Annotated in this window: 13 protein-coding genes; 10 read left to right on the top strand and 3 right to left on the bottom strand. The window is 62.6% G+C overall.

The genetic code is table 11. From position 1 onward, the window contains the following. Positions 1-236: 236 nt before the first annotated feature. Positions 237-1019: an outer membrane protein OmpK gene (locus OCX61_RS07675; protein ID WP_261943267.1), complete on the top strand. Its 783-nt coding sequence runs from the start codon at positions 237-239 to the stop codon at positions 1017-1019. A 66-nt stretch (positions 1020-1085) separates the two neighbouring features. Here OCX61_RS07675 and OCX61_RS07670 read toward each other — a convergent pair whose 3' ends face one another. After that, positions 1086-1397: a hypothetical protein gene (locus OCX61_RS07670; RefSeq protein ID WP_261943266.1), complete on the bottom strand. Its 312-nt coding sequence runs from the start codon at positions 1395-1397 to the stop codon at positions 1086-1088. Between the two features lie 153 nt (positions 1398-1550). On the opposite strand from OCX61_RS07670, the gene OCX61_RS07665 reads away from it, so the two are divergent. Continuing rightward, positions 1551-3494, top strand: a complete 1944-nt coding sequence (locus OCX61_RS07665; RefSeq protein ID WP_261943265.1) for an LTA synthase family protein — start codon at positions 1551-1553, stop codon at positions 3492-3494. 202 nt (positions 3495-3696) lie between these two features. Here the strand turns inward: OCX61_RS07665 and OCX61_RS07660 are convergent, their stop codons facing one another. Next, positions 3697-4611: a DUF808 domain-containing protein gene (locus OCX61_RS07660; RefSeq protein ID WP_261943264.1), complete on the bottom strand. Its 915-nt coding sequence runs from the start codon at positions 4609-4611 to the stop codon at positions 3697-3699. Positions 4612-4743: 132 nt separating this feature from the next. Between OCX61_RS07660 and OCX61_RS07655 the strand changes: the two genes are divergently transcribed. After that, positions 4744-5355 (top strand): TetR/AcrR family transcriptional regulator, encoded by a 612-nt coding sequence (locus OCX61_RS07655; RefSeq protein WP_261943263.1) that lies wholly within the window; start codon positions 4744-4746, stop codon positions 5353-5355. A 111-nt stretch (positions 5356-5466) separates the two neighbouring features. Here OCX61_RS07655 and OCX61_RS07650 read toward each other — a convergent pair whose 3' ends face one another. After that, positions 5467-5907 (bottom strand): GlcG/HbpS family heme-binding protein, encoded by a 441-nt coding sequence (locus OCX61_RS07650; RefSeq protein ID WP_261943262.1) that lies wholly within the window; start codon positions 5905-5907, stop codon positions 5467-5469. A gap of 257 nt (positions 5908-6164) precedes the next feature. On the opposite strand from OCX61_RS07650, the gene gcl reads away from it, so the two are divergent. The 7 genes from gcl (at position 6165) to OCX61_RS07615 (ending at position 14706) form a co-directional block, all read left to right on the top strand. After that, positions 6165-7940 (top strand): glyoxylate carboligase, encoded by a 1776-nt coding sequence (gene gcl, locus OCX61_RS07645; RefSeq protein WP_085601235.1) that lies wholly within the window; start codon positions 6165-6167, stop codon positions 7938-7940. 68 nt (positions 7941-8008) lie between these two features. After that, positions 8009-8791 carry a hydroxypyruvate isomerase gene (hyi, locus tag OCX61_RS07640; protein WP_261943261.1) on the top strand — a complete coding sequence of 261 codons (783 nt, stop codon included), beginning with the start codon at positions 8009-8011 and terminating at the stop codon, positions 8789-8791. A 166-nt stretch (positions 8792-8957) separates the two neighbouring features. Beyond that, positions 8958-9851, top strand: coding sequence for a 2-hydroxy-3-oxopropionate reductase (locus OCX61_RS07635; protein WP_261943260.1), 894 nt, complete (start codon positions 8958-8960; stop codon positions 9849-9851). A gap of 242 nt (positions 9852-10093) precedes the next feature. Next, positions 10094-11368, top strand: coding sequence for a glycerate kinase type-2 family protein (locus OCX61_RS07630; protein ID WP_261943259.1), 1275 nt, complete (start codon positions 10094-10096; stop codon positions 11366-11368). After that, positions 11365-12780, top strand: a complete 1416-nt coding sequence (gene pyk, locus OCX61_RS07625) for a pyruvate kinase (protein ID WP_261943258.1) — start codon at positions 11365-11367, stop codon at positions 12778-12780. Before OCX61_RS07630 ends, pyk begins: the two co-directional genes overlap by 4 nt. 186 nt (positions 12781-12966) lie before the next feature. Next, on the top strand, positions 12967-13839 hold the full coding sequence (locus OCX61_RS07620) for an urea transporter (RefSeq protein WP_261943257.1): 873 nt from the start codon (positions 12967-12969) through the stop codon (positions 13837-13839). Between the two features lie 45 nt (positions 13840-13884). Continuing rightward, positions 13885-14706 (top strand): ion transporter, encoded by an 822-nt coding sequence (locus OCX61_RS07615; protein ID WP_261943256.1) that lies wholly within the window; start codon positions 13885-13887, stop codon positions 14704-14706. Positions 14707-14769 lie beyond the last annotated feature (63 nt).

Raw genomic sequence — 14769 nt, 5'->3', positions numbered from 1 at the left:
GCGTTTACTGACCGCTCAGTCAATGAATTCGGGCGGTTGGCCAACGTGTTGCCAGCCTGAAATACCCATTTTCATCCGTTCAGAACGAGTCGAGCAGGAAGGTAGCAGCTAACCCCGAAAAGTTGGCGCAGCTCTTGCCAAACAACTGTGGCCAATCGAAAAAAGCTGACCCAAAAGACAAAAAAGCGCCTTTACCGAGCGCTGACAACAGATCAATCAAGGGAGCGACACTCGCAATGCGTACCATCAATAGCCTGATTCTCGCGGGCGGGCTGCTGGCCTGCGGCACCACCTTCGCCGGCGACCTGCTGCAGTGGCAGAACAACAGCCTGACCTACCTGTGGGGCAAGAACTTCAAGGTCAACCCCGATACTCAGCAAACCTTCACCTTCGAGCATGCCGATGGCTGGAAGTACGGCGATAACTTCTTCTTCGTCGACAAGATCTTCTACCAGGGCAAGAAGGACGCCAACAACGGCCCCAACAGTTACTACGGCGAGTTCAGCCCACGCCTGTCGTTCGGCAAGATCTTCGACCAGAAGCTGGAGTTCGGCCCGGTCAAGGACGTGCTGCTGGCTGCGACCTACGAGTTTGGCGAGGGTGACGTCGAGTCGTACCTGATCGGCCCTGGCTTCGACCTGAACATCCCGGGCTTCGACTACTTCCAGCTGAACTTCTACAACCGCATCCCGGACGGCAACCGCGCGGGCAAGAATGTCTGGCAGATCACCCCGGTCTGGTCCTATACCCTCCCGGTGGGCTCCTCCGACGTGCTGATCGACGGTTTCATGGACTGGGTAGTCGACAACGACGAGAACCGTCACGGTACCTACCACGCCAACCTGCACTTCAACCCGCAGATCAAGTACGACCTGGGTAAAGCCCTGCACCTGGGCGAGAAGCAGCTGTATGTGGGTGTCGAATACGACTACTGGAAGAACAAGTACGGCATCAAGGACAGCGATGGCTTCACCACCGACCAGAACACCATGAGCTTCCTGGTGAAAGTGCACTTCTGATTGGCTGAAACGTGACAGCGCCGTTAGCTGACGGCGCCGTCATGATCATGACTTGTAAGTTTAAGCTTACAGATTTTTAAGGTTTATCTTACTTACAATGAGAGCTGCCTTATAAGTCAAAAATATGAGCGCCGGCAGCAACATCCCAAATATCAGCAAAATCAGCTCCACTTCGTGGTGCGGGATCACCCGAAAGATATCCAGCACCAGCACTACCGCATTGATTGCCAATGCCAGGCCGAACATCGCACAGCACTTGTAAAGGGCCTGAGCGTCGGTACCCCGCAGCAGGAAGCCAAAGCCCAGCGCCCCCCAGGCCAATGCCGTGAGCAGGTAGAGTGCCAGGTGGTAGGCGTCGTAAGTCAGTACACCGAACATGTGCAACTCTCCTCCCGATCAAGTCTGAAATAACAATTGCGACTATAAAGCCACCCTCCTCGTGCGCACCGCAAATTTTTGACATTTTTTTTGCAAGTTATCGACTAGACTCGTGGCCCTCGCACAATCCAAGAATGAAAACAGGCCAACTTGATGCGTACTCCCCTCGCCGCGCCATGGCGCTATCTGCTGCTGCTTTGCTCAACCTGGTTCGGCATCTTCCTGCTGACACGCTTCATATTACTGGCGACTCATCTCGATGAGGTCAACGGCAATTACCTCTCGATGTTCTTCGACGGCGCCATTTACGACCTGAGCTTCCTCATCTACACGGCCCTGCCACTGGGTGTGTACCTGGTGCTGTGCCCGGACAGATTGTGGCGCTCACGTGCTCACCGCTGGCTGCTCGGCGGCCTGTTCGTGGTCAGCCTGTTCGTGATGCTGTTCGTCGCTGTGGCCGAGTGGCTGTTCTGGGACGAATTCGGCGTACGCTTCAACTTTATCGCTGTCGACTACCTGGTCTATTCCAAGGAAGTGCTGGATAACATCCGCGAGTCCTACCCGCTGCCGACGCTGCTCAGCGGCATCGCGGTGGCCGCGCTCCTGCTCGCACTGGTGCTGCGCAAGCCGCTGGCCCAGGCCCTCACCGGCCCCGGCAGCACCCTGCGCCAGCGCTTGCCCGGGCTGGCCGTGCTGGCCGTACTGGTTGGCCTGAACATCGTGGTGATCGATCAGCAGTTCCCGCGCGGCCAGGGTGGCAACGCCTACCAGCGCGAACTGGCCAGCAACGGCCCGTACCAGTTCTTCGCCGCCTTCCGCAACAACGAACTGGACTACACCCAGTTCTACGCCAGCCTCGGCGCCGGCGAAGTCGGCGCGCAGATGCACCAGGAGCTGGCCGAACCCAATGCCCGCTTCCAGGGCCAGGAGCCGCAGGACATCCGCCGCCACATCAGTGCCAACGGTCAGCAGCGCACCCCGAACATCATCCTGGTGACCATCGAAAGCTTCAGCGCCAAGTACATGGGCAGCAACGGCGATTCGCGCAACCTGACGCCGAACCTCGACGCCCTGCGCCGCGAGAGCCTGTATTTCAACAATTTCTACGCCACCGGCACCCGTACCGACCGCGGCCTGGAAGCCATCACCCTGTCGATCCCGCCTACCCCGGGCCGCTCGATCGTCAAGCGCATCGGCCGCGAAAGCGGCTACGCCAGCCTGGGCCAGCAACTGACCGCCAAAGGCTACGACGCCGTGTTCGTCTACGGTGGGCGCGGCTACTTCGACAACATGAACGCCTTCTTCAGCGGCAACGGCTACCGTATCGTCGACCAGAGCAGCGTCGCTGAAAGCGAAATCAGCTTCAAGAACGCCTGGGGCATGGCCGATGAGGACCTGTACCGGCAGACCCTGAAGCTGGCCGATGCCGATTACGCCGAGCAGAAACCGTTCTTCCTGCAACTGATGACCACCTCGAACCACCGCCCCTACACCTACCCGGACGGCCGCATCGACATCCCGTCAGGCGACGGCCGCGAAGGCGCGGTGAAATATACCGACCATGCCATCGCCCAGTTCATCAAGGAAGCCAAGGGCAAGCCGTGGTTCGACAACACGCTGTTCATCTTTGTCGCTGACCACACGGCCGGTAGCGCCGGGGTCGAAGACCTGCCGGTGAACAACTACCAGATCCCGCTGTGGATCTACGCTCCAAAGATGATCGAGCCCCGCGAAGACGCCCAGCTGGCCAGCCAGATCGACCTGGCACCGACCCTGCTGGGCCTGCTCAACTTCGACTACACCTCGACCTTCTTCGGCCGCGACCTGCTCAAGGAAGACAACCTGCCGCCACGTGTGCTGATCGGCAACTACCAGCACCTGGGGCTGTTCGACGGCAACAACCTGGCCATTCTCAGCCCGCGTGGCGGCATGCGTGTGCATGAAGATGCCTTGGGCAAGAGCCACGAAACCACGGTCGCCAGTGACAACCCGCTGATCCGCCGGGCGATTGCCTACTACCAGAGCGCCGCCTACGGCTTCAGCCAGGGCCTGCTGGCCTGGAAGCCAGACGAGCAAGGCGCCGCAGCCGGCAAGTAAGCCTTCCGCAGAATTGTCACGAGCTTCCAGGCGTGTGGGAGCCGCGCTTGTCGTGGCGACGAACCGCGTCGATGGGCCGCAAAGCGGCCCCACGATTTCAAGGTTGTTGCTTGAATTGCCGGGGCCGCTACGCGCCCCATCGACGCGGTTCGTCGCCACGACAAGCGCGGCTCCCACAGGGTGCTCGCCGTCACTCTGTACTTCAGATGGTGGGCCGCAGGGCACGCCACAGCTTGCTCACCACACTGACCACCGCCAGCACCACGGCCCCGGCCAGCACGCCGGCCACGCCATTGAGCAGGCCGCTGGTCAGCGCCCCTCCGCGCCCTTCGCTGAACGCCTCGACCGCGTGATGCAAAGGTGCCACGCCGTGTACCAGAATCCCGCCACCCACCAGGAACATCGCCGCGGTACCGATCACCGACAGGCTTTTCATCATGTAGGGGGCGGCACGCAGGATGCCGTTGCCGACGGCTCGGGCCAGGCTTGAAGACTTCTGCGCCATCCACAGCCCCAGGTCGTCGAGTTTGACGATACCGCCCACCAGCCCATACACACCGATGGTCATGACCACCGCAATGCCCGACAACACGATGATCTGCTGCGTCAGCGGTGAGTCGGCGACAATACCCAAGGTAATGGCGATGATTTCAGCGGACAGGATGAAGTCGGTACGCACCGCACCCTTGATCTTGCTTTTCTCGAACGCCACCAGGTCGACTGTGGCGTCGGCCACGGCTTCCTTGCGCGCCTCGTGCTGCCGCTCGTCCTCTTCCTTGCTGTGCAGGAACTTGTGCGCCAGCTTCTCGAAACCTTCAAAGCACAGGTAGGCGCCGCCGAGCATCAGCAGCGGCGTCACCGCCCAAGGGATGAACGCGCTGATCAACAGTGCTGCAGGCACCAGGATCGCCTTGTTCACCAGCGACCCCTTGGCCACCGCCCACACCACCGGAATCTCGCGCTCGGCGCGTACGCCGGTGACCTGCTGAGCATTGAGCGCCAGGTCGTCGCCCAGCACGCCTGCGGTCTTCTTTGCCGCGACCTTGGTCATCACCGAAACATCGTCGAGCACCGTGGCGATGTCGTCGATCAGTACCAGTAGACTGCTTCCTGCCATGTTTGCGGGTATCCAAATGAGTGAATGTGCCGGATTCTAGCCCAAAGCCGCTGCCTTGAGCGCCCGTCGGGCGCGGTGCTACCATGCCCGATCCCTCTTTGAGGTGGCCAGACACGAGGAAGATCCCTGACCATGAGCACCATTCGCGAGCGCAACAAGGAGCTGATCCTGCGCGCAGCCAGTGAAGAATTCGCCGACAAGGGCTTCGCCGCCACCAAGACCAGCGACATCGCCGCCAAGGCCGGCCTGCCCAAGCCGAACGTGTATTACTACTTCAAATCCAAGGACAACCTCTACCGCGAGGTCCTGGAGAGCATCATCGCGCCGATCATGCAGGCGTCGACGCCGTTCAATGCCGACGGTGACCCGAAAGAAGTGTTGAGTGCCTACATCCGCTCGAAGATCCGCATTTCGCGTGACCTGCCGCATGCCTCGAAGGTGTTCGCCAGCGAAATCATGCATGGTGCACCGCACCTGTCGCCGAGCCAGGTGGAGCAGCTGAACGAGCAGGCCCGGCACAACATCGAGTGCATCCAGCACTGGATCGACCGTGGGCAGATCGCCCATGTCGATGCCCACCACCTGATGTTCAGCATCTGGGCTGCGACCCAGACCTACGCCGACTTCGACTGGCAGATTTCGGCAGTGACCGGCAAGGCCAAGCTGGCCGACAGCGATTACGACGCCGCGGCCGACACCATCATCCGCATGGTGCTCAAGGGTTGTGAGCCCGAGGTGGCTTGAGGGCCATTCGCGGGCAAGCCCGCTCCCACAGGACTCACACAGCCTTCGAACCTGTGGTTATCCTGTGGGAGCGGGCTTGCCCGCGAATAGGCCAGAACAGACAGTAGCGATTTAAGCTGCTACACCCGCATCCGCCTTCAACCCCACCTCTTCGATCGCACTGATCGCGCACTGCTCGTCGATATCCGAGGTATCGCCGCTGATCCCGACCGCTCCCAGCACCTTGCCGTCCTGATCACGAATCAGCACACCGCCCGGCGCCGGTACTACCGGCCGCTCGCCCAACCCGTTCAACGCGGCGAAAAACGCCGGCCGTTGCTGCGCATCCAGCGCCAGCAAGCGCGAGCCCTTGCCCAGGGCAATCGCCCCCCAGGCCTTGCCGGTGGCCACTTGCGGGCGAATCAGGCTGGCGCCATCTTCGCGCTGCAAGGCCAGCAGGTGCCCACCGGCATCGAGCACGGCCACGGTCAGTGGCGCTGCATTGATCTTGCGGCCCGCCGCCAGCGCGGCGTTCACCAGGCTGACAGCGACTTTCAGGTTCAAAGCGTTCATGGAAAGGTCCTCTTCTTGTTGTGAGAAGCCCTGAGGGCAGGTGAAAAACCGATAAGCCAATAGAACACAACTGAATCTATTTTTGTATACAATAAATTGAAACGATCGTATGCGAGATCGCAAACAGCCGTTTTCACGGGCGCTCGAACGAAAGCGACCTTGTCCGACGAAAACCCGTTGACCTGAGCGGCCAGCCGTGAATACACTCTGGCAAAAAGCAAGTTGTATACAATTACAAAATCGATGAGGCACAAACCATGAGCAAAATGAGAGCAATCGATGCAGCCGTTCTGGTCATGCGCCGTGAAGGTGTAGATACCGCGTTCGGCATCCCGGGGGCTGCCATCAACCCGTTGTACTCGGCCCTGAAGAAAGTCGGTGGCATCGATCACGTCCTCGCTCGTCACGTCGAAGGCGCCTCGCACATGGCCGAGGGCTACACCCGTGCCAACCCAGGCAACATCGGCGTGTGCATCGGCACCTCCGGCCCAGCCGGCACCGACATGGTCACTGGCCTGTACAGCGCCTCGGCCGACTCCATCCCGATCCTGTGCATCACTGGCCAGGCGCCACGTGCCCGCTTGCACAAGGAAGACTTCCAGGCTGTCGACATCACCAACATCGTCAAGCCGGTGACCAAGTGGGCCACCACCGTTCTGGAACCAGGCCAGGTGCCTTACGCCTTCCAGAAGGCCTTCTATGAAATGCGCACCGGCCGCCCAGGCCCTGTGCTGATCGACCTGCCGTTCGACGTGCAGATGGCCGAAATCGAATTCGACATCGACGCTTACGAGCCGCTGCCCGTGCACAAGCCGTCCGCTACCCGCGTACAGGCCGAAAAAGCCCTGGCCCTGCTCAATGACGCCGAGCGCCCACTGCTGGTAGCCGGTGGCGGTATCATCAACGCCGACGCCAGCGACAAGCTGGTCGAGTTCGCCGAACTGACCGGCGTACCAGTGATCCCGACCCTGATGGGCTGGGGCACCATCCCGGACGACCACGCCCAGATGGTCGGCATGGTCGGCCTGCAGACCTCGCACCGCTACGGCAACGCCACCCTGCTGAAATCCGACCTGGTGTTCGGTATCGGCAACCGCTGGGCCAACCGCCACACCGGTTCGGTCGACGTCTACACCGAAGGCCGCAAGTTCGTCCACGTGGACATCGAACCGACCCAGATCGGCCGCGTGTTCACCCCGGACCTGGGTATCGTTTCCGACGCTGGCAAGGCCCTGGACGTGTTCCTCGAAGTGGCCCGCGAGTGGAAAGCCGCTGGCAAGCTGAAGTGCCGCAAGGCCTGGCTGCAAGACTGCCAGGAGCGCAAGGCCACCCTGCAGCGCAAGACCCACTTCGACAACGTGCCGGTCAAGCCGCAGCGCGTGTACGAAGAGATGAACCAGGTATTCGGCAAGGACACCTGCTACGTCAGCACCATCGGCCTGTCGCAGATCGCCGGCGCGCAGTTCCTGCACGTGTACAAGCCACGCCACTGGATCAACTGCGGCCAGGCCGGCCCGCTGGGCTGGACCATCCCTGCGGCGCTCGGTGTGGTCAAGGCCGACCCGAAACGCAAGGTCGTCGCGCTGTCGGGTGACTACGACTTCCAGTTCATGATCGAAGAACTGGCCGTAGGCGCGCAGTTCAACCTGCCGTACGTCCACGTGCTGGTGAACAACGCCTACCTGGGCCTGATCCGTCAGGCACAGCGTGGCTTCGACATGGATTACTGTGTACAACTGGCGTTCGAGAACATCAACTCGACCGACGCTGCCACCTACGGTGTCGACCACGTCGCCGTGGTCGAAGGCCTGGGCTGCAAGGCCATCCGTGTGTTCGAGCCGGCAGAGATCGCCCCTGCCCTGCTCAAGGCACAGAAGATGGCCGAAGAGTTCCGCGTGCCGGTCGTGGTCGAAGTGATCCTCGAGCGTGTGACCAACATTTCCATGGGCACCGAGATCAACGCGGTCAACGAGTTCGAAGACCTGGCCCTGGTCGGCAACGACGCGCCAACCGCCATCTCGCTGCTGGACTGATCGCCTGACGCCCCCGCGCCTGCCCCTGTTTGAGGGCGCCGGGGGCCTTCATCGCAAGGAGACAACTCATGCCTCGCTTCGCTGCCAACCTGTCCATGCTGTTCACCGAACAGGACTTCCTGGCCCGCTTCAAGGCTGCCGCCGACGCTGGTTTCAGCGGCGTCGAATACCTGTTCCCGTACGACTTCAGCGCCGCCGAAATCAAGCAGCAGCTGGACGCCAACGGCCTGACCCAGGTGCTGTTCAACCTGCCCGCTGGCGACTGGGCCAAGGGTGAGCGTGGCATCACCTGCCACCCTGACCGCATCGAAGAATTCCGCGCCGGGGTCGACAAGGCCATCGAGTACGCCAAGGTGCTGGGCAACACCCAGGTCAACGCCCTGGCCGGTATCCGCCCACAGGGCCCGGACTGCGCCACCGTACGCAAGACCTTCGTGGAAAACCTGCGCTACGCCGCCGACAAGCTGAAAGCCGCCGGGATCCGCCTGGTCATGGAAATGATCAACACCCGCGACATCCCAGGCTTCTACCTGAACACCACCAAGCAGGCCCTGGAAATCCAGGCCGAAGTGGGCAGCGACAACCTGTTCCTGCAGTACGACATCTACCACATGCAGATCATGGAAGGTGACCTGGCTCGCACCATGGAAGCCAACCTGAAACTGATCAACCACATCCAGCTGGCCGACAACCCAGGCCGCAACGAACCCGGCACCGGCGAGATCAACTACCGCTTCCTGTTCGAGCACCTGGACCGCATCGGCTACCAGGGCTGGGTGGGCGCGGAGTACAAGCCGCTGACCACCACAGAAGCAGGCCTGGGCTGGCTGAAAACCCATAACGCAATTTAAGAAACAACGCGGAACACTGTGGGAGGGGCTTGTCGAGGCGTCGAACCGCCGCGAACACCGGCGAAGCCGGTGCCACCCACCGAGTTGTCTGCTTCGCGGGCAAGCCCGCTCCCACAGGGGGCCAAGGCTCGCTTGAGATATCACAAATACAAAGAGGCATATTCTCATGGCTAAAATTGGATTCCTCGGCACCGGCATCATGGGCAAGCCCATGGCGCAGAACCTGCAGAAAGCAGGCCACAGCATCTTCGTTTCCACCCACCACGAGGCCGCACCGGCTGACCTGATCGCCGCTGGCGCAGTGGCCCTGGCCAACCCGAAGGAAGTGGCCCAGGAAGCCGAGTTCATCATCATCATGGTCCCGGACACCCCTCAGGTGGAAAGCGTCCTGTTCGGTGAAAACGGCGTCGCCGAAGGCGTGGGCCCGAACAAGGTAGTGATCGACATGAGCTCGATCTCCCCTACCGCGACCAAAGCCTTTGCCGAGAAGATCAAGGCCACCGGCGCCGCCTACCTGGACGCCCCGGTGTCCGGCGGTGAAGTCGGTGCCAAGGCTGCGACCCTGAGCATCATGGTCGGTGGCTGCCCGAAAGCCTTCGAGCGCACCCTGCCGCTGTTCGAAGCCATGGGCAAGAACATCACCCGCGTCGGTGGCAACGGTGACGGCCAGACCGCCAAGGTGGCCAACCAGATCATCGTAGCGCTGAACATCCAGGCTGTTGCCGAAGCCCTGCTGTTCGCCGCCAAGAACGGCGCCGACCCGGCCAAGGTACGTGAAGCACTGATGGGCGGCTTCGCTTCGTCGAAGATCCTCGAAGTGCACGCCGAGCGCATGATCAAAGGCACCTTCGACCCAGGCTTCCGCATCAACCTGCACCAGAAGGACCTCAACCTGGCCCTGCAAGGCGCCAAGGAACTGGGCATCAACCTGCCCAACACCTCCAATGCCCAGCAAGTGTTCAACACCTGCCAGGCCCTGGGCGGCGGCAACTGGGACCACTCGGCGCTGATCAAAGGCCTGGAGCACATGGCCAACTTCTCGATCCGCGACGACCAGTAAGTAATTTTTAGCCTTCACCGGCCTCTTCGCGGGTGAACCCGCTCCCACAGGTTTTACGCCGTCTTCAGCCTCTGTGAGGCCGTGTGGCAGCGGGTTTACCCGCGAAGAAGCCAACACCTTTGAACCTGCGACCACAGGTTCAAAGGTGGTACCGAGCAACACCCGCCCCTGGTTCGGCCTGCACGGAGGCAGTTCCAGGGGCGTTTTTGATTCTGCAGAACAACAATAATTGGGAGCCTGCCATGTCGGTCGATCCGCAAAAACTTCTCCGCGACCTGTTCGACACAGCCATCGCCGCCGCCCACCCGCGCCAAGTCCTCGAACCCTACCTGCCCGCCGACCGTAGCGGCCGGGTCATCGTCATCGGCGCCGGCAAGGCCGCAGCCGCCATGGCCGAAGTAGTGGAAAAGAGCTGGCAGGGCGAAGTCTGCGGCCTGGTCGTGACCCGCTACGGCCACGGTGCCAACTGCCAGAAGATCGAGGTGGTCGAAGCCGCTCACCCGGTCCCCGACGCCGCCGGCCTGGCCGTGGCCAAGCGCGTACTGGAGCTGGTCAGCAACCTCAACGAACAAGACCGCGTCATCTTCCTGCTGTCTGGCGGTGGGTCCGCCCTGCTGGCACTGCCAGCCGAAGGCCTGACCCTGGCTGACAAGCAACAGATCAACAAGGCGCTGCTCAAATCCGGCGCCACCATCGGCGAGATGAACTGCGTGCGCAAGCACCTCTCGGCGATCAAGGGCGGCCGCCTGGCCAAGGCCTGCTGGCCAGCCACCGTGTACACCTATGCCATTTCCGACGTGCCTGGCGACTTGGCCACCGTCATCGCCTCCGGCCCGACCGTGGCCGACCCGAGCACCTCGGCCGATGCCCTGGCGATCCTCAAACGCTACAACATCGAAGCACCGCAAGCCGTCATCGACTGGCTCAACAACCCCGCCTCGGAAACCGTCAAGGCCGATGACCCGGCCCTGGCCCGCAGCCACTTCCAGCTGATCGCCAAGCCCCAGCAATCGCTCGAAGCCGCCGCGGTCAAAGCCCGCCAGGCAGGCTTCAGCCCGCTGATCCTCGGTGACCTGGAAGGTGAATCGCGCGAAGTGGCCAAGGTGCACGCGGGTATCGCCCGGCAGATCGTGCTGCACGGGCAGCCGCTGAAGGCGCCGTGCGTGATCCTCTCTGGTGGTGAAACCACCGTAACCGTACGCGGCAACGGCCGTGGCGGGCGTAACGCCGAGTTCCTGCTCAGCCTCACCGAAAGCCTCAAGGGCTTGCCAGGCGTGTATGCCCTGGCCGGCGACACCGACGGCATCGACGGTTCGGAAGAAAACGCCGGCGCCTTCATGACCCCGAGCAGCTATGCCCGCGCCCAGGCCCTGGGCCTGTCGGCCAGCGACGAGTTGGACAACAACAACGGCTATGGCTACTTCGCCGCGCTCGACGCGCTGATCGTCACCGAGCCGACCCGCACCAACGTCAACGACTTCCGCGCCATCCTGATCCTCGAGACTGCCCAATCATGACGCCTGATAAAAAAGTAAAGATCCTCGCCACCCTCGGCCCTGCGATCAAAGGCATCGACGACATCCGCCAGCTGGTCGAAGCCGGGGTGAACATCTTCCGCCTCAACTTCAGCCACGGTGAACACGCCGACCACGCCCTGCGCTACCAGTGGATCCGTGAAGTCGAACAGCAGCTGAACTACCCGCTGGGCATCCTCATGGACCTGCAAGGGCCAAAACTGCGCGTCGGCCGCTTCGCCGAAGGCAAGGTCCAGCTGCAACGCGGCCAGGCCCTGCGCCTGGACCTCGACAAGGCCCCAGGCGACAGCCGCCGGGTCAACCTGCCGCACCCGGAGATCATCGCCGCGCTGGAGCCCGGCATGGACCTGCTGCTCGACGACGGCAAGCTGCGCCTGCGGGTAACCGCCAAGCACAGTGACGCCATCGACACCGAAGTGCTCAACGGTGGCGAGCTGTCCGACCGCAAGGGCGTCAACGTGCCGCAAGCGGTGCTCGACCTATCCCCGCTCACCGAAAAAGACCGCCGCGACCTGGCCTTCGGCCTGGAACTGGGCGTGGACTGGGTGGCCCTGTCGTTCGTGCAGCGCCCGGAAGACATCGTCGAGGCGCGCCAGCTGATCGGTGACCGTGCCTACCTGATGGCCAAGATCGAGAAGCCTTCGGCGGTCGAACAACTGCAAGCCATCGCGGAACTGGCGGATGCGATCATGGTGGCCCGTGGCGACCTGGGCGTGGAAGTGCCGGCCGAAAGCGTGCCGCAGATCCAGAAGCGCATCATCGGCACCTGCCGCCAGCTGGGCAAACCGGTGGTGGTGGCCACGCAGATGCTCGAATCGATGCGCTTCTCGCCGGCCCCGACCCGCGCCGAAGTCACCGACGTGGCCAACGCCGTGGCCGAAGGCGCCGATGCGGTGATGCTGTCGGCCGAAACCGCCTCCGGTGACTACCCGCTGGAAGCGGTGCAGATGATGAGCAAGATCATCCGCCAGGTGGAGAACGGCCCGGACTACCAGGCTCAGCTCGACGTCGGCCGGCCGAAAGCCGAGGCTACCGTATCGGACGCCATCAGCTGCGCGATCCGCCGTATCAGCGGCATCCTGCCGGTGGCGGTGCTGGTCAACTACAGCGAGTCGGGCGCCTCCACCCTGCGTGCCGCCCGCGAGCGGCCACGGGCGCCGATCCTCAACCTGACGCCGAACCTGGCCACCGCCCGCCGCCTGAGCGTGGCCTGGGGTGTGCACTCGGTGGTCAATGACCGCCTGCGCCAGGTCGACGAGGTGGTTTCCACCGCCCTGGAGATCGCCCAGGCGCAAGGTATGGCCAGCCGTGGCGACACGCTGTTGATCACTGCCGGTGTGCCGTTCGGCAAGCCGGGCTCGACTAATAGCTTGCGCATCGAGACCCTGGTCTAAGGATCTGCATCTCTCCTGTGGGAGCGGGCTTGCCCGCGAATGCGTCAGCTCAGGCAACGCCGTTGCACCTGCTGACCTCTTCGCGGGCAAGCCCGATCCCACAGGGATGATGCCGCGCCCTGTAACGGCGGAAAACCGAGGCCCAAAGAGGCCCACCGCCCTCCATCAACCTTGCTGACTGCCCCGATGTACACCAAAAATTTCGTCAACCCGTGCCCCGACTGGGCCACGGCGCTGCTCAACGGCTTCAGCCAGGTGCTGCTGCTGCGCAACCCCCTGTGCGGCCTGTGCTGCCTGCTGGCCATCCTGCTGACCGCCCCGAACCTGGTCGGCGGCGCCCTGCTCGGTGCCCTCGCCGGCCTGCTCACCGCCCAGCAACGCGGCTACGACCGCGCTGACCGCCAGGCCGGCCTGTACTGCTACAACGGCGTGCTGATCGGCATCCTCATCAGCGCCGTGCTGCCCTGGTCGGCGATTCTGCCGCCATTGATCATCGCCGCCGGCGGCCTGTCGAGCATCATCACCCACCAGTGGCGCAAGCGAGGTGGCAAGCTGCTGGTGGCCTATACCGCGCCATTCGTGCTGCTCGGTTGGGTTGCCCTGCTGTTCGCCAGCCCTGCGCCCAGCGGCTTCGTCGAAGCCGACCCGCTGTATGCCCTGGCACGGGGCGTGGGGCAGATCTTCCTGCTCGACCACCCCCTGGCCGGGTTGTTGATCACTGCCGGGATGTTCATTGCCAACCCCTATGCGGCAACCTGGGCCGTGCTCGGTTCGGCCATTGGCGGCGGCGTGGCCTTGCTGGCTGGCCAGGCGCAAGCTGCATGGCTGGGGTTGTTCGGTTTCAATGCCGCGCTGGCTGCGTTGGCCTTCAGCCGCCAGGGCGAAAAGCCTTGGGTGACGTTACTGGCGATTGCCCTGGCCCTGCTGCTGCAACCTCTGTTCAAGATATTGCCGGTAGCCGGCCTGACCGCACCCTTCGTCGCCGCCTGCTGGCTGATGCATCTGGGCAGCCACCTGGCCCAGCCCCGACAGCGCAACGCCAGCCGCTTGCACAGCTGAAACGCAGCCCCTAGGCTCAGCCCATCGCAACCGTGGAACGAGCCAATGAACAACCCTGCGAGCCTGCGCGAGCAGCTCTACGTCATCGTCTTCCAGACCGACACCGTGGCTGGAAGACGCTTCGACAAGATCCTCCTGCTGATCATCCTGGCCAGCCTGGTCACAGTGATCCTCGACAGCATCGACACTGTGCACCAGGGCTACGCCGGCCTGCTGGCCGCCATCGAATGGGGCTTCACCGCGATCTTCCTGGCCGAATACCTCACCCGCCTGTACTGCTCGCCCAAGCCCCTGCGCTACGCCTTCAGTTTCTATGGGTTGGTCGACCTGCTGGCGATCGTGCCGGGGATCATCGCCCTGTACTACAGCGACGCCCAGTACCTGCTGATTATCCGGGTGATCCGGATGCTGCGGATCTTCCGCGTGCTCAAGCTAAGCCCGTACCTCAAGCAAGCGCATTACCTGATGGAGGCACTGCGCGGCAGCAAGCAGAAGATCATCGTGTTCCTGGTCACCGTCTCGACCCTGGTGACCGTGTTCGGCACCTTGATGTATGTGATCGAAGGGCCGGAGCATGGGTTTACCAGCATCCCCAAAGGCATCTACTGGGCCATCGTCACCCTCACCACGGTGGGCTTTGGCGATATCGTGCCGAAGACGCCACTGGGCCAGGTGCTGTCGTCGCTGGTGATGATCACCGGTTATTCGATCATCGCCGTGCCGACCGGTATATTCACAGCAGAACTGGCCAATGCGATGCGCGGCGAGCAGCTGCAGCACGCTTGCCCGACCTGCAGCAAGAAGACCCACGAACACGGCGCGGCGTTCTGCTCGCGTTGTGGCAATGCGCTGTTTCCCAGGCAATGATGCTTGCCCGTTCCGGCCTCTTCGCGGGTAAACCCGCTCCCACAGGAGCGTCACAAACCTGAA

Source organism: Pseudomonas sp. LRP2-20 (assembly GCF_024349685.1).
GTDB lineage: Bacteria > Pseudomonadota > Gammaproteobacteria > Pseudomonadales > Pseudomonadaceae > Aquipseudomonas.
Note: the sequence above shows the minus strand (reverse complement) of the source record. Positions and strands in the feature narration are given on the sequence as shown.